The organism is Sphingobacterium sp. NPDC055431 (assembly GCF_053644255.1).
In genome coordinates, this window is the sequence record NZ_JBSHLH010000008.1 from 14,279 (window position 1) to 30,408 (window position 16,130).

The 16,130-nt window shown below is 41.6% G+C and carries 19 protein-coding genes; 18 read left to right on the forward strand and 1 reads right to left on the reverse strand.

Annotated elements, in window-relative coordinates:
• The first annotated feature begins 50 nt into the window (after positions 1 to 50).
• The 14 genes from ACWIB3_RS09130 to ACWIB3_RS09195 all read left to right on the forward strand — a co-directional run bounded on the left by ACWIB3_RS09130 (position 51) and on the right by ACWIB3_RS09195 (position 12,125).
• A complete protein-coding gene (locus tag ACWIB3_RS09130; RefSeq protein ID WP_185212764.1) occupies positions 51 to 701 on the forward strand; it encodes a DedA family protein in 651 nt (216 codons plus the stop codon).
• 59 nt (positions 702 to 760) lie between these two features.
• Positions 761 to 1,330, forward strand: coding sequence for a CAP domain-containing protein (locus tag ACWIB3_RS09135; RefSeq protein ID WP_313261391.1), 570 nt, complete (start codon positions 761 to 763; stop codon positions 1,328 to 1,330).
• A 38-nt stretch (positions 1,331 to 1,368) separates the two neighbouring features.
• Complete coding sequence (locus tag ACWIB3_RS09140; RefSeq protein ID WP_185212766.1) at positions 1,369 to 2,241, forward strand: YicC/YloC family endoribonuclease; 873 nt, start codon at positions 1,369 to 1,371, stop codon at positions 2,239 to 2,241.
• Between the two features lies 1 nt (position 2,242).
• Positions 2,243 to 2,812 (forward strand): guanylate kinase, encoded by a 570-nt coding sequence (gene gmk, locus ACWIB3_RS09145; protein WP_254526747.1) that lies wholly within the window; start codon positions 2,243 to 2,245, stop codon positions 2,810 to 2,812.
• Position 2,813: 1 nt separating this feature from the next.
• The gene (nadD, locus tag ACWIB3_RS09150) at positions 2,814 to 3,398 is read left to right on the forward strand and encodes a nicotinate (nicotinamide) nucleotide adenylyltransferase (protein WP_185212768.1); all 585 of its coding nucleotides are present in this window, start codon (positions 2,814 to 2,816) and stop codon (positions 3,396 to 3,398) included.
• Between the two features lie 105 nt (positions 3,399 to 3,503).
• Positions 3,504 to 3,692, forward strand: a complete 189-nt coding sequence (locus tag ACWIB3_RS09155; protein ID WP_093099980.1) for a CsbD family protein — start codon at positions 3,504 to 3,506, stop codon at positions 3,690 to 3,692.
• A gap of 353 nt (positions 3,693 to 4,045) precedes the next feature.
• Positions 4,046 to 4,822, forward strand: coding sequence for a 5'/3'-nucleotidase SurE (gene surE, locus ACWIB3_RS09160; RefSeq protein WP_185212769.1), 777 nt, complete (start codon positions 4,046 to 4,048; stop codon positions 4,820 to 4,822).
• A gap of 3 nt (positions 4,823 to 4,825) precedes the next feature.
• Entirely contained in the window at positions 4,826 to 5,089 is a 264-nt protein-coding gene (locus ACWIB3_RS09165; protein ID WP_185212770.1) for a hypothetical protein, read from the forward strand.
• A gap of 14 nt (positions 5,090 to 5,103) precedes the next feature.
• Positions 5,104 to 5,973 (forward strand): menaquinone biosynthesis family protein, encoded by an 870-nt coding sequence (locus ACWIB3_RS09170; protein WP_454291438.1) that lies wholly within the window; start codon positions 5,104 to 5,106, stop codon positions 5,971 to 5,973.
• Between the two features lie 129 nt (positions 5,974 to 6,102).
• Positions 6,103 to 9,402 carry a preprotein translocase subunit SecA gene (secA, locus tag ACWIB3_RS09175; RefSeq protein ID WP_185212772.1) on the forward strand — a complete coding sequence of 1,100 codons (3,300 nt, stop codon included), beginning with the start codon at positions 6,103 to 6,105 and terminating at the stop codon, positions 9,400 to 9,402.
• Between the two features lie 7 nt (positions 9,403 to 9,409).
• Positions 9,410 to 9,865, forward strand: coding sequence for an SPOR domain-containing protein (locus ACWIB3_RS09180; RefSeq protein WP_185212773.1), 456 nt, complete (start codon positions 9,410 to 9,412; stop codon positions 9,863 to 9,865).
• A 12-nt stretch (positions 9,866 to 9,877) separates the two neighbouring features.
• Positions 9,878 to 11,068 (forward strand): M20 metallopeptidase family protein, encoded by a 1,191-nt coding sequence (locus ACWIB3_RS09185; RefSeq protein WP_185212774.1) that lies wholly within the window; start codon positions 9,878 to 9,880, stop codon positions 11,066 to 11,068.
• Between the two features lie 2 nt (positions 11,069 to 11,070).
• On the forward strand, positions 11,071 to 11,643 hold the full coding sequence (locus tag ACWIB3_RS09190) for a hypothetical protein (protein WP_185218587.1): 573 nt from the start codon (positions 11,071 to 11,073) through the stop codon (positions 11,641 to 11,643).
• Complete coding sequence (locus ACWIB3_RS09195) at positions 11,640 to 12,125, forward strand: GNAT family N-acetyltransferase (protein ID WP_454291439.1); 486 nt, start codon at positions 11,640 to 11,642, stop codon at positions 12,123 to 12,125. Before ACWIB3_RS09190 ends, ACWIB3_RS09195 begins: the two co-directional genes overlap by 4 nt.
• Positions 12,126 to 12,203: 78 nt before the next feature.
• On the opposite strand, the gene ACWIB3_RS09200 is transcribed toward ACWIB3_RS09195, so the two are convergent.
• On the reverse strand, positions 12,204 to 13,511 hold the full coding sequence (locus ACWIB3_RS09200) for a M28 family metallopeptidase (protein WP_454291440.1): 1,308 nt from the start codon (positions 13,509 to 13,511) through the stop codon (positions 12,204 to 12,206).
• A gap of 92 nt (positions 13,512 to 13,603) precedes the next feature.
• On the opposite strand from ACWIB3_RS09200, the gene ACWIB3_RS09205 reads away from it, so the two are divergent.
• From ACWIB3_RS09205 to ACWIB3_RS09220, 4 genes are all read left to right on the forward strand, one after another.
• Positions 13,604 to 13,918 carry a rhodanese-like domain-containing protein gene (locus ACWIB3_RS09205; protein WP_093099998.1) on the forward strand — a complete coding sequence of 105 codons (315 nt, stop codon included), beginning with the start codon at positions 13,604 to 13,606 and terminating at the stop codon, positions 13,916 to 13,918.
• 199 nt (positions 13,919 to 14,117) lie between these two features.
• Positions 14,118 to 15,542 (forward strand): Glu/Leu/Phe/Val family dehydrogenase, encoded by a 1,425-nt coding sequence (locus ACWIB3_RS09210; RefSeq protein ID WP_313190957.1) that lies wholly within the window; start codon positions 14,118 to 14,120, stop codon positions 15,540 to 15,542.
• 33 nt (positions 15,543 to 15,575) lie between these two features.
• Positions 15,576 to 15,881 (forward strand): hypothetical protein, encoded by a 306-nt coding sequence (locus ACWIB3_RS09215; RefSeq protein ID WP_185212779.1) that lies wholly within the window; start codon positions 15,576 to 15,578, stop codon positions 15,879 to 15,881.
• Positions 15,878 to 16,129, forward strand: a complete 252-nt coding sequence (locus tag ACWIB3_RS09220) for a DUF6358 family protein (protein WP_185212780.1) — start codon at positions 15,878 to 15,880, stop codon at positions 16,127 to 16,129. Before ACWIB3_RS09215 ends, ACWIB3_RS09220 begins: the two co-directional genes overlap by 4 nt.
• The last annotated feature ends 1 nt before the right edge of the window (position 16,130 follow it).

A 16,130-nucleotide genomic window follows, 5' to 3' on the forward strand; every position in this document is an offset into this window, starting at 1 on the left:
AAAGAATTAGCTTGGTGCAATTCTTGCAGTGGAAAATCGAATTTGAAAACATGGAATTAATTTCAACCCTGATCGACTTTATTCTCCATATCGACAAGCATTTGATCGATATTACCCAAGAATATCAGACTTGGACCTACCTGATCCTTTTCCTGATCATCTTTGCAGAGACTGGACTGGTGGTTACCCCATTCCTTCCCGGCGACTCGGTCCTGTTCGCCATGGGAGCCCTGATCGCAAAACCTGAAACAAACCTTAGTCTTTGGGTCATGTTGGTCCTGTTGATTGCCGCAGCCATTATCGGTGATTTTGTCAACTATGAAATAGGGAAACACTTTGGACAGCGTGTCTTTACAAAAGACTCCAAGATCTTTAAGCTCTCCTATCTCGAGAAAACCCAAAGCTTTTACAATAAATATGGCCTCAAAACCATTATCTATGCACGTTTTGTGCCCATTGTCAGGACCTTTGCCCCGTTTGTTGCCGGCGTAGTCAAGATGCCTTATTCCAAATTCGGTCTATACAATATTGTTGGAGGTGTCCTGTGGGTAACGATGTTTCTTTTGGGCGGTTATTTCTTCGGGCAGATCCCATTTGTCAAGAACAATTTCTCGATCGTGGTGCTTGCCATTATCGGCATCTCCCTATTGCCCCCTATCATTGAGGTCATTAAAGAAAAAACAGCCAAGAAATCAGCTTAAATTAATAAAGCTGTTTAAACGTTGAGTTTTTTCTGAAGTCAGTATCCTTAAACACAGCTATGAGATATATTTTATTTGCTTTTATCATTTGGGCACAGCCAATCCTTGCCCAGAACATCAAGATCGACAAACGCGAAGCCAAGAAAGCTTACCAATACCTCAATGATTTTCGGATGAACCCCAAGAAATATGGTCGCGAAATTCGGGTGAACAATCTTAGAAATGTAAAACAGACCCGTTTGGTCTGGAATGATAAACTGGCAAAAGTAGCTGAGGAGCGAGCCAAAGATATGGCGAGGAGGAATTACTTCGACCATACCGACCCAAGCGGTTACGGACCAAATTACCATATCAACAAGGCAGGATATTACTTAAATCCCGATTGGCTGAAGAAAAAAAGCACCAATAATTTTGAGTCCATTGGAGCCAACCACGAAACCGCCATTGATGGCATCAAATCCTTTATCATTGGCCGTGGATCGCCCGGATTTATGCACAGGAAGCATGTTTTGGGCATGGATGAATGGAACGGATCTTTAAAGGATATAGGCATAGGTTTTGCCCGCGTAAAGCGTGGTGCCGCCTATAAAACCTATTTATGCGTGATAATCGCCAAACATGATTGGTAATAGACTCGTTCTTTTCTGTAAGTTTTTTACCTTTGCATATGATAAAATCGATGACAGGTTACGGTATGGGGACCGCTGAAAACGGAACCGTTAAATATACCGTAGAGATCAAATCCTTAAATTCTAAGTTCTTGGAACTTAACCTTCGCCTACCAAAAGCTGTTTCAGACAAGGAATTGGTGCTTCGTGGTGAATGCAGCAAACTGATTGAACGCGGTAAGGTAAATATCAACATAAGCACCGAATATGTTGACCAAACTGCCAAAGCAGCAAGTATCAACGCAGATCTATTAAAAGAATACTATAGACAATTGCAGGACATTGCCTTCCAATTGGGCGATACCAAAGCCAATCTTTTTGAACAAGCCCTGAACATGCCTGAAGTTATCAGCCATGATGATGAGGTGGACGAAGAAGAAGGCAAGGTCTTGATGGATTCCTTTTACGCTGCAGTAAAACAGTTCAACAGCTTTAGAGCTGATGAGGGCGCTGTCCTTAAAAAGGATCTTGAATACCGTGTTTCCTTGATTTTATCATACCTAACCGAAGTAGAAGCTGTTGAAGGAAGCCGTATTCCCTTGATCCGTGAAAGGATCAACCAATATATGGAAGAAGCTGTGGGCAAAGAGAATGTAGACATGAACCGTTTTGAACAAGAACTGGTTTTTTACATCGAGAAACTAGATATCACGGAAGAGAAAGTTCGCCTTCGCTCCCACTGCAATTATTTTGTAGAAGCCCTGAACAGCCAAGATTCCAATGGTAAGAAACTAGGATTTATTTCCCAGGAAATGGGCCGTGAAATCAATACCTTGGGTTCAAAGGCCAACAATGCCCAGATCCAACAGATTGTCGTGAAAATGAAGGACGAGTTGGAAAAAGTCAAAGAACAACTATTAAACGTACTATAGCATGAGCGGAAAACTGATTATTTTTTCTGCTCCATCGGGGGCAGGGAAAACGACTATCGTTAGAAGATTATTGGAAAAGCATAGCGATAAGATTGCATTTTCTATCTCTGCAAGCACCCGTCAACCTCGTGGTGCTGAAGTAAATGGTGTCGATTACTACTTTATTTCCAAAGAAGACTTCTTGCACAAGGTAGCTAAACACGAATTCATAGAATTTGAAGAGGTTTACTCAGGAACATTCTACGGAACCCTGCGATCTGAGGTAGAGCGTATCTGGAACGAAGGCAAGCACGTGATCTTTGATATCGATGTGGTTGGAGGACTTCGCTTGAAATCTAAGTTCCCAGACCAAGCCTTGGCTATTTTCGTAAATCCTCCTTCCTTAGAAGTCTTGAAAGAAAGATTGACCGGGAGAGGTACAGATTCCCAGGAAAAATTGAACGAACGATTTGCAAAGGCGGAACATGAGCTGAGCTTTGCCGATAAATTTGATGTGATCCTGCATAACAATGACCTTGAAACAGCCTGTGCAGAAGCAGAAAAACTGGTATTAGACTTTATCAATTCATAATATGGCAAAAAGTAAAGTTGGATTATTCTTTGGTTCCTTTAATCCTGTCCATATCGGACATTTGATTATTGCCAATTATATGGCCAACTATACTTCTTTGGACGAGGTATGGTTCATTGTATCCCCTCAGAATCCCTTTAAGGAGAAAAAGAGCCTTGGCAACATGTATGATCGCCTGGAAATGGTCAATTTGGCCATTGAAGGTTCGGATAAACTACGTGCCAGCGACATCGAGTTTTCATTGCCTCAACCCTCCTATACCATAGATACCCTCACCCACTTGACGGAAAAATATCCGACCAAGGAATTTATCCTGATCATGGGGGAAGACAATCTCCAGGGACTTTTGAAATGGAAGAATGCGGATATCCTGCTTCGCGACTATAAAATCGTGGTCTATCCTAGACCCGGCTATGATGGCGGCGAATTGAAGGACCATCCATCCATCAGCATGACCGATACGCCTGTTATGGAACTATCGTCCACCTTCCTGAGAAACGCCATCAAGGAGGGGAAATCCATTAAGTTTTACACCCCGGATGCAGTCATCGATTTTATCGACAAAAAGGGGCTATATTCATCCTAACCGCAGAATACCTTTCACTTTATTAAAAAAATAAATTTTTGAAAACCATTTTTTCAACTTCCTGTTTATCGTATATATCACATTAATCAAAGGAGGAAAATCAAAATGGATAAATTAGATTTAAAAGGTAAATGGAACGAGTTGAAAGGCAAGATCAAACAACAATATGCCGAGTGGACAGATGATGATTTGGCCTATGAAGAAGGAAAAGACGATGAGTTACTGGGCAAATTGCAACAGAAGCTTGGTAAATCCAGAGAAGAAGTAATTGACTGGTTGAATAAACTAGGTTAATGTAATAAATAGGAAGAAGAAGGTCGACATCATGTCGACCTTCTTCTATTATAGAGTATGGCTAAAATCTAGGCCTTGGATTTCAGCTTGATAGCAGCCTGTTTATAGCAGAATTACCTTGACCTTATTCGAGGCATATTCGAGAGACCTCTTCAAAATTCAATTTTGCCTCGAATAAGGGTAAAACAAGGTCAAAAGATAAATATATAGCCTCAGCATGTAGATGGGTAGAAAGAATAATGTGGCATGGTATCCATTCCTTACGGAAGGCTTAATGGAAACCTATTGAATCTTTAACATCTTCATGATTTTGGGAGGCTGATAATGAACCCATATTTTACTAACTTAGCACTATGACAAAAAAGAGACCCACGATATTGGTCGTAAATGACGATGGAATTACGGCGCCAGGAATAAAAGTTCTTTTAGAGGTTATGCAGGAAATTGGGGATGTCGTGGTGGTAGCACCGGACAGTCCACAGTCTGGAATGGGCCATGCCATTACGATTGGCAAGCCTTTACGCCTGGATAAGATAGACCTGTATCCTGGGGTTGAGATGTATAAATGTTCGGGTACTCCTGTTGATTGCGTCAAATTGGCCGTCAACAAGATCTTTAAAGGAAAGAAACCAGACTTATGTGTGTCAGGTATCAACCATGGTTTGAACTACTCCATCAACGTGCTGTATTCAGGGACCATGTCTGCAGCTGTGGAAGGGGCTATCGAGGGTATCCCATCGATTGGATATTCATTGGATGACTTCGCGCACAATGCCGATTTTTCCCATACCCGTTCCTGGGTGAAGACCATTGCAGAGCAGGTATTGAAAAACGGTCTGCCTAAAAACTCCCTATTGAACGTGAACTTTCCAAATAAGAACGTAGATATCAAGGGCATCAAAATCTGCAGGCAAGCGAATGCCAAGTGGTTTGAGGAGTTTGATGAACGTTTGGACCCCTATAAGAGAGAGTATTTTTGGATGACCGGTAAATTTGACCTGCAGGATCGCGGGGAAGATACCGACGCCTATGCGATCATAAATGGTTATGTTTCCATCGTACCGACGCAGTTTGATATGACGGCTCACCATGTTATTCCGGAGTTGAATTCTTGGTCATTTGACAGTTAATACATGAAAAACAGTCTTCTTGTGGGTGTGCTAATGGGATTAGTTTGCCCATTGATAGCCTTTTTGGCGATGAAATTCACCAATATCCAAACTCAGGTCTTTCCCGATAAACCGACCGGTCTATATGTGATTGCTGCGGCAATCAATTTAGTAGGTTGTTGGATCAGTTATAAAAAGGAAAAGGACCTGTTGGGGAACGGTTTGGTATTGGCGACCTTTTTAGGAATGATACTATTGGTGCTGACCAAGAACATCAGCATCACATAAAATTGAAAGAAAACATGGAACTTACATTGGGATTTTCTCCCTGTCCGAACGATACCTTTATATTTGATGCCTTGATCCATAACAAGATCGATTGCGAAGGCCTACAGTTTCACGTGGAATACCATGATGTTGAAACCTTGAATGCCAAGGCCTTCCGGGGCGACCTGGACATCACTAAACTGAGCTACCATGCCTTTGCCTATGCGGTAGAGGATTATGAGCTTTTGGATGCTGGGTCTGCACTTGGGTTTGGTGTAGGACCTTTGTTGATCTGCAAGGATGAGTCCCTGGCAAAAGAATTGGCTAGTTATGCCGGTCAGGATCTACCCGAACGATTCAAAGAGCTGAAGGTGGGAATCCCCGGGAAATTTACGACAGCGAACTTCTTGTTGAGCTTGGCCTTTCCGGGCCTGTTGAACAAGCAGGTCATGCTGTTTTCAGAAATTGAGCAGTCCTTACTGGACGGTAGCATCGATATTGGGCTGATCATCCATGAAAACAGGTTTACCTATATGGACAAGGGTCTGCACAAAATCGTGGACCTGGGCGACTATTGGGAGAGAACGACGGGTTCGGCCATCCCTTTGGGTGGGATCGTGATCAAGAGGTCTCTTCCGGAAGAGGTCAAACAGAAAGTAAACAGATTGATTTCAGAAAGTGTCAGGTTTGGCTTTGACCATCCGAAATCAGGCCTGGAGTACATCCGTTCCCATGCACAGGAAATGGAGGAATCAGTGATGTACAAGCATATTGAGCTCTATGTGAACCAGTATTCCGAAAACCTTGGAGAAGAGGGAAAAAAGGCCATCCGACAGATGTTTGAAAAGGCTCTGGAACTCAACTTGGTGCCCAGTACAGGGAAAAACATATTTTTAGTAAAATAATTGATAAAAAAGAATCAGGAAAGCATTAGTTATCAACCTTAATAATTAAATTTGCCCGATTAATGTCAAAATGTCTGCTTATTTGATTTGGAGTCATTATTGTACATGCGAATAGAGAAATAGAAAATTATGTTAAAGTTTTTAAGCAAGTTATTTGGTAGTAAGTCCGAAAGAGATGTTAAGGGAGTACAGCCATTAGTAAATAAAATCAAGGAAGAATACGAGAAATTATCCGCTTTGACGCATGATGAGCTACGTGGGAAGACCTTGGATTTTAAACAAAGAATCGGCAACTATTTGCAAGACATCGACAATGAAATCAACAGTCTGAAGCAAGAGGCTGAGGCTACGGAGGACATGGAGCTAAAAACTTCAACCTACGACAAGATTGACAAATTGACAAAAGATCGCGATAAGAAGCTTGAGGAAGTATTATTGGAAATATTACCTGAAGCTTTTGCTGTTGTTAAGGAAACAGCTCGTCGCTTTACAGAAAATAAAGAGATTGAGGTTACAGCATCTGAATTCGATAGAGAAATCGCTGCCCGTAAACCGAACGTTAGCATTCAAGGAGATAAAGCCATCTGGAAGAACACTTGGATCGCTGCGGGTTCTGAAGTTACCTGGAACATGGTTCACTACGATGTACAGTTGATTGGTGGTATCGTGTTGCACCAAGGAAAGATCGCCGAGATGTCAACGGGTGAAGGTAAGACCTTGGTAGGAACATTGCCTACTTACTTGAACGCTTTGGCGGGTCAAGGTATCCACATCGTAACGGTGAACGACTATTTGGCACGTCGTGACTCGGAATGGAACGGTCCTATCTTCGAATTCCACGGAATGAGCGTTGACTGTATCGACAAATACCAACCGAACTCACCACAACGTCGTCAGGCTTATATGAGCGATATCGTTTATGGTACAAACAACGAGTTTGGTTTTGACTATTTGCGTGACAATATGACGAACACCAAAGAATCTATGGTTCAGCGCAAATTGCACTTTGCCATGATCGATGAGGTGGATTCGGTATTGATCGATGATGCGCGTACGCCATTGATTATCTCTGGACCTATTCCAATGGGCGACCAACATGAGTTCTATCAATTGAAACCAAGGATCGAACGGTTGGTAAATGCTCAAAAAGCCTATATCAACACGGTTTTGAACCAAGCGAAGAAAGCAATTGCAGATAATGACACCGATCCTGAAAAAGGTGGATTGGCATTATTCCGTGCTTACCGTGGTTTGCCTAAGAACAAAGCATTAATTAAATATCTATCTGAAGGAAATCACCGTCAGATCCTACAAAAAGTAGAAAACTACTATATGCAAGAGCAAAACCGTCATATGCCTAAGGCAGATGCGGAACTGTTCTTCGTTATCGATGAGAAAAACAATCAGGTAGAACTTACTGAAAAAGGTATTGAGTTGATCACTGCTACAGGTGAGGATCCAAACTTCTTTATCCTTCCAGACGTAGGTACTGAGATTGCTGAAATCGAAAAAGCAGATCTTCCTATCGAAGAGAAAGCTCAACAGAAAGAAGAGTTGATGCGCGATTACTCAATCAAAGCAGAGCGTATCCACTCCATCAACCAATTGTTAAAAGCTTATACCCTATTTGAAATCGACGATCAATATATCGTTGATGAGGGTAAGGTTAAGATTGTAGATGAGCAAACCGGTCGTATCATGGACGGACGTCGTTATTCTGACGGATTACACCAAGCGATCGAAGCCAAAGAGAACGTAAAGGTCGAGGATGCTACCCAAACGTATGCAACCATTACCTTACAGAACTACTTCCGTATGTACCACAAGCTATCGGGAATGACCGGTACGGCATCAACAGAGGCTGGAGAGCTTTGGGAAATCTACAAATTGGATGTGGTTGAAATTCCAACGAACAAAGTAATTCAACGTGATGACCGTCAAGATTTGATCTATCGTACGGCACGTGAGAAATATAATGCGGTAGCACAAGAGATCCAAACCTTGACAGAACAAGGTCGACCAGTATTGGTGGGTACGACTTCTGTAGAGATTTCGGAGTTATTGAGCCGTATGTTGAAGTTACGTGGTGTAAAACACAACGTGTTGAACGCGAAACTTCACCAAAAAGAGGCAGATATCGTTGCAGAAGCAGGACGTCCAGGCCAAGTAACCATTGCCACCAACATGGCAGGTCGTGGTACGGATATTAAGCTTACCCAAGAGGTAATCAATGCAGGTGGTTTAGCGATCATCGGTACAGAGCGCCATGAGTCTCGTCGTGTTGACCGTCAGTTAAGAGGTCGTGCAGGACGTCAAGGAGACCCAGGTTCATCTCAATTCTTTGTATCCCTTGAGGATCCATTGATGCGTTTATTCGCTTCAGAGCGTATCTCTAACCTTATGGTTAAGATGGGTGTTGAAGATGGCGAGGTAATGCAACACGGTATGTTGACCAAATCTATCGAGCGTGCACAACGTAAAGTAGAGGAAAACAACTTCGGTACACGTAAGCACCTATTGGAATATGATGACGTGATGAACTCGCAACGTACGGTAATCTATACCAAACGTAAGAACGCGTTGTTCGGTGAGCGTTTAGATGTAGATTTGAACAATACCATCTATGATGTCGTTGAGGATGTTGTATTGGAGGCAAAAGAGGACAATTCCTATGATGAATTCCAAATCGAGGTGATCCGTGTATTTGCGATCAATCCTGAAATTACACAAGAAGAATTTGCAAGTGAGTCAGCGCCTAATTTAGTTGACAAATTATTTGATCAAGTTATCAATTACTACCACCGCAAGGCTGTAAACATCGCTGAACAGACTTTACCGGTATTGACAAACGTGCTTGCTGAGCGTGGTGGTATGATAGAAAATATCATTGTTCCTTTTACAGATGGAATTCGTGGCATTCAAGTTGCTACAAATTTGCAAAAAGCTGTAGAAAGTAAAGGTAAAGACGTATTCAAATCATTTGAGAAAGGCATCGTTCTAGCTTTGATTGATGAAGCATGGAAAGAGCACCTTCGTGAGATGGATGATTTGAAACAATCTGTACAGAACGCGCGATACGAGCAAAAAGACCCTATCATTATCTATAAAATGGAGGCTTACAACTTGTTTAAGACAATGTTGGCCGGCATGAACAAAGATATTGTTAGCTTCTTGTTCAAAGGCGAGATTCCTGGACAGCAGCAAGAACCTCAAAACATTCAAGCAGCACGCCCAGAAGCGCCAAAGGTAAAAGTTAAAGAAACAAAAGAAGAGTTAAGTTCTCCAACTGGAGTATCTGAAGAGGACCTGAACACGCAGGAAGCTCAAGTTACCCAACCTATCCGTAAGGATCAGGCCATTGGAAGAAATGATGAATGTCCTTGTGGTTCTGGGTTGAAGTATAAAAACTGTCACGGAAAACAAGGTTAATTAAAAAATGAAATACAAAGGATTTATAGTTAGCTTCTTGATGCTGTTCGCCATCGTATCAGTATCAAAGGCACAAGAGAACAAAGTAATTGTTGAAAAGGATTCTTTAATCGGACTTTTACAAGAATTCCGTTCATTCTATGCTTTAAATCCTACCGCCAGTAAGACGGTAAGTCTGGAGCCTAAAACCATTGACAAATCTCGTGCAACACGTGTGAAGGTCCGTGGTTTTAGGGTACAGATCTTTTCTGGTTCCAGCCGCAGGGATGCTGAAAATGTACAGCGTAGTTTCCAAAGCCAGAATTCAGATATCAATGCTTACCTAGATTATGTAGAACCAAACTACAGGGTCAAAGTAGGCGACTTTACTAGCCGTTCTGCAGCGACGGCCTATATGCGAGAGCTTCGCGGCCGATACAATAATGTATTTGTCTTTGTCGAGGACGTCTGGACATGGCAATAGTGGAGGATCAACATGCCAATATCAAAACAAAGAATTCAAGAATTAGCCCAATCTTACTTTCAAGACACGGTAAACAACAGAAGGTTCCTACATCAGAATCCTGAATTGTCCTTTGAAGAATACAACACCTCGGCATTTATCAAACAAGTGCTGACAGACCTGGAGATTCCTTTTGAATCCATGGCCAATACAGGCGTTGTAGCCTTGATCAAAGGAGATTTACCTTCGGACAAAGTCCTTGCCCTACGAGCAGATATGGACGCACTTCCGATCACTGAGGTGGAAGGCAGATCGTATGGCTCCAAGAATGTCGGGGTAATGCATGCCTGTGGGCATGATGTGCATACCTCGTCTTTGCTGGGGGTGGCTAAGATATTGAATGAATTGAAGCCTGAATTTGGCGGAACCCTGAAGCTTATCTTCCAACCTGGAGAAGAAAGACTGCCGGGAGGTGCTTCCTTAATGATCAAGGAAGGGGTATTGCAAAATCCCGAACCTCAAGGGATCGTTGGACAGCATGTAATGCCTTTTATCGAGGCCGGCAAAGTTGGTTTCCGCTCCGGTAAATATATGGCATCCTGCGATGAGTTGTTTATGACGGTTCGTGGCAAAGGAGGGCATGGAGCTCAACCCCATCAGAATATTGACCCTATCGCCATTACGGCGCAGATCATATCGGCCATGCAACAGATTGTGAGCCGTGTTGCAGATCCAAGGACCCCTTCGGTTTTATCTTGGGGGAAGATCATTGGAAATGGCGCTACAAACGTTATCCCTGAAGAGGTTTATCTGGAAGGTACTTTCAGGACCTTTGATGAAAAATGGAGAGCGGAAGCCCATGAGAAAATGCACAAGATGGCAGTTGGCATTGCAGAAGGTATGGGTGCTACCTGTGATTTTGAAATCAGAAAAGGATATCCATTCCTGATCAATGAACCTCAGATTACGGAAGCTTCCCGTTCGTATGCCCAAGAGTATCTTGGCCATGAGAATGTTGTTGAGCTTGATCTATGGCCGGCAGCAGAGGATTTTGCCTATTATTCTCAAGAAACAAATGCATGTTTCTATAGGTTGGGCACAGGAAATCAAGCCAAAGGAATACAATCTGCAGTACATACTTCAACCTTTGACATCGACGAAACTGCACTTCAAACCAGTATTGGTCTGATGTCCTATATTGCAGTCCGTTATTTAGGCAATTAATTATGTCTTCTCATCATATTGTTCGAGAGAATCAAGAGCCAGCTTTGTTCATCGCAAATCCTGACTGTTTGGTTGATGAATATTTAAACCAACTTCTGGAGTGGAGTCCAACCATTATTACGTTGGCCGAACATTACGAATCCCTAAAGGCACGAGAAATAAAGATCGATGTGGTCCTAGATAACCAAGGTCTGGAGGCTCATGTCCTTGAAGAGCATATTTCCCTTATCCCCTATTCTGACTGCTATATCGTTCCCTTATTTTCCTTTTTAAAAGAGAAAAACAATTTTGCCGTTAATATTTTGACAGATATCGTCGAGATAGCGCATTACATGCCATATTTAGGCGATTTCAACATCAATTTGATCAACAACAAAGGGAAAGCACTTTTTGTAAAGAAATACGAGAAATGGCTTCCTAAAGGCTTTAATTTGTTTATTGAAAATAATGAAGGAAAATTGGGCGAAACACAGAACTTAAAATCATTGGGGGATCATGTTTATGCTGTCATAAATGATGGTTTTGTTTCCATTGCGCAGCAAGAATCCTATTTTATAATATCTGAAGAGCTATGACAGAGATCATCCCAGCTAAGCAGGAAGATGCTGTGTTAATCCATGAATTAGCACATGCCATCTGGTATCCGACCTATCAAAGCATCCTTTCCAAGGAACAGATTGCCTTTATGTTGGATAAGATGTATTCGGTGGAGGCATTGAGCACTGCTATCCAAGACAATAAAGCTTTTCATCTCCTATATGAGGATGGAAAACCGGTAGGTTTTATTGGGGTTGACCCTAAAGAAGACCTCTTAAGGATCGAGAAGATCTATCTGTTACCTAGTACGCAGGGCAAAGGCTACGGAAAGCTGCTGATCGATTTTGCAGCGCAGGAAGCAAAGAAACTAGGGCTTCCGACCTTGGAACTAAATGTTAACCGATCGAACAATGCCTATCAATTTTATCTGAAACAAGGATTTGAGGTAATTCAGGAAATTGATATCCCCTATTATGGATTTGTTCTTGATGATTACATTATGCGCAAGAAATTGGATTAACAACATTTAATCCCATCTAAGATATAACAGGAAAAGACGGTCAGTTGACCGTCTTTTCCTGTTATATGGGATAAGCCCTTAATCTCTTAGTTTTTCAACCCTACTCGGTGTTTGGGTTCCATTGATAATTCCTATAGCCCCAGTTGCGATGGCCTCAATACTTGATTTAATATTGTTGATGTCCAATGTACTTACCTCGTCTTTTACCGTATGGTAATATTGGTCCTTATCGATCTGTGATGTAGAAAAGGTATGTGCCGGTACGCCTAATGCGGCCAATACGGCATTATCGCTTCGGTAGAATAGGTTTTGGGTAGTATATGGGTCTGGATGGAAGGTAAATGCAGAGCCCTTCAGGTTTTCCTGCATCAGTTTGCCAAGGTCAGACGCGCTGAATCCTGTAATATAGAGACTATTTGGGCCGAATTTGGAATCCTTACCGATCATTTCGATATTGATCATGGCCACGACCTTCTCCGGATCTATATTGTTGGAGAAATATTTGGAACCAAACATGCCAATTTCCTCTGCAGTGAAAGCGACAAAGATGATGGTTCTTTCATTGTTGTTTAACTTCTTGTAATACCTCGCCAATTCGATCATCGCGGTTGTACCAGAGGCATCATCATCAGCGCCATTTGCAATGGAATCACCTTCCACAGCAGGCAAGATACCGATATGGTCATAATGGCAAGAAATCACCACATATTCCTCAGGTTTAGATTTACCAGGAAGGACAGCCGCCACATTGAACATATTGAACTCTTCTGTTTTGCGGGTCTGTTTGATTTCATGGTTTCCAGGTAATTCATCGGCCACGATAAAAACCTTGGGGCTTCCGGCAGCTTTTTCCTGACCTTTGATTACAATGCTCTCGCGATTGTAGATTCTTTTGAAACGGGCCAAAAATGGAGCATGTTTCTTGTCTACCAAAACGACAACCTTATTTGGGTTATGCTGAACGATTTCCCTGAATTTTTGGGAAAAATCATCATCAGCAGAAATCTTAATGGTTTCAATGAAAGGGGTGTTTTTTGTTATAGGTTCGTCTAAATTACCTACGATCAAGAACTCATCATCATTTAATTTTTTATCAGCTAAGGTGACACTTTGTTCAGTCACGCTGCCCCGATTAACCAGAAAGGATTGGCGGAAGTTATCACCTACATACGGTTTAAGGCCAATTTCTTTGAATTCAGCGGCGATAAAATCAGCTGCTTTGCCAATATCGTCTAGATTTAGGGCCGATCGGCCTCTCATATCATCAGAAGCAAGGGTATTCAAGATTCTGGAAATATTTTCCGTGCTTGTAATCTGCTTTTGCTGAGCGGAGCTCATTTGGAATAAAAAGCCAGAAAATACGAGTGCTAAGAATAGTTTTTTCATGAATAAAATGTTTGTGATGAAATTAACAAAAATTCTATATTATTGGCAGGGCCTTTGAGTCTAAATTTTATATATTTGATAAAAAGCTTACTATGAAAGAAATTAGCGTTCAAGAATTAAAGGACATGATGGATCACAATGTTGAGTTTCAGTTGATCGACGTTCGTGAGCCTTTTGAATATGAGGTATCGAACCTGAATGGAGTGAACATTCCATTGTCAGGCGTTGTGATTGAGTCTGAAAAGATTTCAAAAGATATTCCAGTGGTTATCCACTGCCGTTCAGGGAAGCGTAGTGCTCAGGCTGTTATGCTTTTAGAACAAGAAGGATACACGAATTTATCCAACCTACAAGGCGGAATTTTAGCTTGGAAAGAAGCTTTTGATCCGGAGATGGATGTTTATTAAGAAACAGTAAATCAATAAAAAGCTCAAGGATTCCTTGAGCTTTTTATTTTTAGGGCAATTTATTGCTTAAATAATAATTTTACTCCCCTATCTTTAGAATATATTTAAAAATAATGTTTTTATTTTCTTGCCTATTATTAAAATATTAAAAGAGCTAACTTTATAGTATTATTCCAAGAATAAACAAAAACATATTTTTATGTCAAATCAATCAAACACAACTTTCAGCTTCTTTCAAGGAGTGGGTCGGAATTTTGATAAAGCGGCCAAGTTCACCAAGTTTTCTCCTGGTATCCTCGAACAGATCAAAGCATGTAATTCCATATTACGAGTAAGATTTCCGGTTAAAATCGGAGATAACATTGAGGTTATAGAAGCTTACCGTGTACAACATTCACATCATAAGCTGCCATGTAAAGGGGGTATCCGTTTCAGTATGGAAGTGGATCAAGACGAAGTGATGGCCCTTGCATCATTAATGACCTATAAATGTGCCATCGTAAACGTTCCGTTTGGTGGTGCTAAAGGCGGTGTGAAAATCGATGCAAAGAAGTATTCAGAGTATGAATTAGAAAAAATTACCCGTCGATATACGACGGAATTGGTGAAAAAGAACTTTATTGGACCAGGAACGGATGTTCCGGCGCCGGATTATGGTACCGGAGCGCGCGAGATGAGCTGGATCGTAGATACCTATACCACATTAAACCCGAATGAAATCAATGCTCAGGCCTGTGTAACGGGGAAACCGGTTTCTCAAGGCGGTGTAAGAGGCCGTACTGAAGCGACAGGTTTAGGCGTATTTTTCGGGGTTAAGGAAGCGTGTAAGATTGAAGAAGATATGACCAAGTTGGGATTGACAACTGGTGTTGAAGGCAAGAAAGTAATCGTTCAAGGTTTAGGAAATGTGGGTTACCATGCTGCTAAATATTTTCAGGAAGGTGGTTCTATCCTTGTTGGCTTGATCGAATATGAGGGCGCCATCTATAATGAAAATGGACTGGACCTGGAAGAGGTAGTTGCCCATAGAAAGGCTACAGGCTCTATCCTAAATTTCCCTGGTGCTATCAATATCGAAGAATCTATAAAAGGTTTAGAGCAGCCATGTGATATCTTGATCCCTGCAGCATTAGAGTCTGTAATCAATGGGGACAATGCAGAAAGGATTCAAGCACAGATCATAGGTGAAGCGGCAAATGGTCCATTGACACCGGAAGCAGATGAGGTGTTCAACAGGAAAGGTAAATTGGTGATCCCTGATATCTATTTAAATGCTGGAGGGGTTACCGTATCCTATTTTGAATGGTTGAAAAACCTAAGCCACGTACGCTATGGTCGTCTTGAAAAGAGATTCAGCGAAAACATGTATGCTGAAATCTTGAATATCATAGAGTCTATGACCAATCAAAAGGTTTCTAAATTGGAGCGCAAGATTATTTTAAGAGGACCTGATGAGGTTGATTTAGTGTATTCAGGACTTGAGGACACCATGATCGGTTCTTATCATGAAATCCACCAGATCTGGAAAAGCATGGACGGTGTTGAGGATCTAAGGACAGCGGCATTTATCTGTGCGATCAACAAAGTTGGAGAATCCTATAAGGAATTGGGAATATTCCCATAAACGAGGACGGGATTTTATCCTTAACTTTGCTTCATGAATAAATTATTCCACCAGACTAAACAGGCATTCCTATTTAGTCTGGCTTTTTATATCCTTTCTATCTTATTATTTATCCTGAAGGTGGGCTATGCTCCTATCCTATTGAGCATCTCGATGGTACTTTCTTTAATATGGGTGGTATTGGTGCTGTTGGAGATCATGCGTTCGACCAGAATCAGCAATGGAGAGCGATTGATTTTGGCTTTATTCGTCATCTTGGGGAATATTATGGCAGGAATAGTGTATTTTTATTTCATTCGGGAACGAGTAACGGGTTTTAAAGTAATAAAGAAGAAATGACGAAGAAGTTTATATTGAATTTACTGCTCAATTTAGGGATCGTGTTTTTGGTTTTGAGCGCGTGGGCAGGTTATAATAGCGGACAGGTACTGTACTTGGGGATTTCCATCGCCTTATTGGTGTTGTTGATCTATCTGAAGGTGGTTCTGTTAAAACAGGTGAGCCGAGATGTGAAGACCAAGCAAGAGGAAAAGGCGAAGCTGGCGCAGCAAGAAATGAGACAACAAAAGAAAAGGGCTAAAAAATAGC

Coding starts and splice junctions, on each gene's coding strand:
- ACWIB3_RS09130 (WP_185212764.1), top strand. CDS start 51: ATGGAATTAATTTCAACCCTGATCGACTTTATTCTCCATATCGACAAG.
- ACWIB3_RS09155 (WP_093099980.1), top strand. CDS start 3,504: ATGGATAAATTAGATTTAAAAGGTAAATGGAACGAGTTGAAAGGCAAG.
- ACWIB3_RS09140 (WP_185212766.1), top strand. CDS start 1,369: ATGATAAAATCGATGACAGGTTACGGTATGGGGACCGCTGAAAACGGA.
- ACWIB3_RS09190 (WP_185218587.1), top strand. CDS start 11,071: ATGTCTTCTCATCATATTGTTCGAGAGAATCAAGAGCCAGCTTTGTTC.
- ACWIB3_RS09195 (WP_454291439.1), top strand. CDS start 11,640: ATGACAGAGATCATCCCAGCTAAGCAGGAAGATGCTGTGTTAATCCAT.
- ACWIB3_RS09210 (WP_313190957.1), top strand. CDS start 14,118: ATGTCAAATCAATCAAACACAACTTTCAGCTTCTTTCAAGGAGTGGGT.
- ACWIB3_RS09185 (WP_185212774.1), top strand. CDS start 9,878: ATGCCAATATCAAAACAAAGAATTCAAGAATTAGCCCAATCTTACTTT.
- ACWIB3_RS09170 (WP_454291438.1), top strand. CDS start 5,104: ATGGAACTTACATTGGGATTTTCTCCCTGTCCGAACGATACCTTTATA.
- ACWIB3_RS09180 (WP_185212773.1), top strand. CDS start 9,410: ATGAAATACAAAGGATTTATAGTTAGCTTCTTGATGCTGTTCGCCATC.
- secA (WP_185212772.1), top strand. CDS start 6,103: ATGTTAAAGTTTTTAAGCAAGTTATTTGGTAGTAAGTCCGAAAGAGAT.
- surE (WP_185212769.1), top strand. CDS start 4,046: ATGACAAAAAAGAGACCCACGATATTGGTCGTAAATGACGATGGAATT.
- ACWIB3_RS09165 (WP_185212770.1), top strand. CDS start 4,826: ATGAAAAACAGTCTTCTTGTGGGTGTGCTAATGGGATTAGTTTGCCCA.
- gmk (WP_254526747.1), top strand. CDS start 2,243: ATGAGCGGAAAACTGATTATTTTTTCTGCTCCATCGGGGGCAGGGAAA.
- ACWIB3_RS09220 (WP_185212780.1), top strand. CDS start 15,878: ATGACGAAGAAGTTTATATTGAATTTACTGCTCAATTTAGGGATCGTG.
- ACWIB3_RS09135 (WP_313261391.1), top strand. CDS start 761: ATGAGATATATTTTATTTGCTTTTATCATTTGGGCACAGCCAATCCTT.
- ACWIB3_RS09215 (WP_185212779.1), top strand. CDS start 15,576: ATGAATAAATTATTCCACCAGACTAAACAGGCATTCCTATTTAGTCTG.
- ACWIB3_RS09205 (WP_093099998.1), top strand. CDS start 13,604: ATGAAAGAAATTAGCGTTCAAGAATTAAAGGACATGATGGATCACAAT.
- ACWIB3_RS09200 (WP_454291440.1), bottom strand. CDS start 13,511: ATGAAAAAACTATTCTTAGCACTCGTATTTTCTGGCTTTTTATTCCAA.
- nadD (WP_185212768.1), top strand. CDS start 2,814: ATGGCAAAAAGTAAAGTTGGATTATTCTTTGGTTCCTTTAATCCTGTC.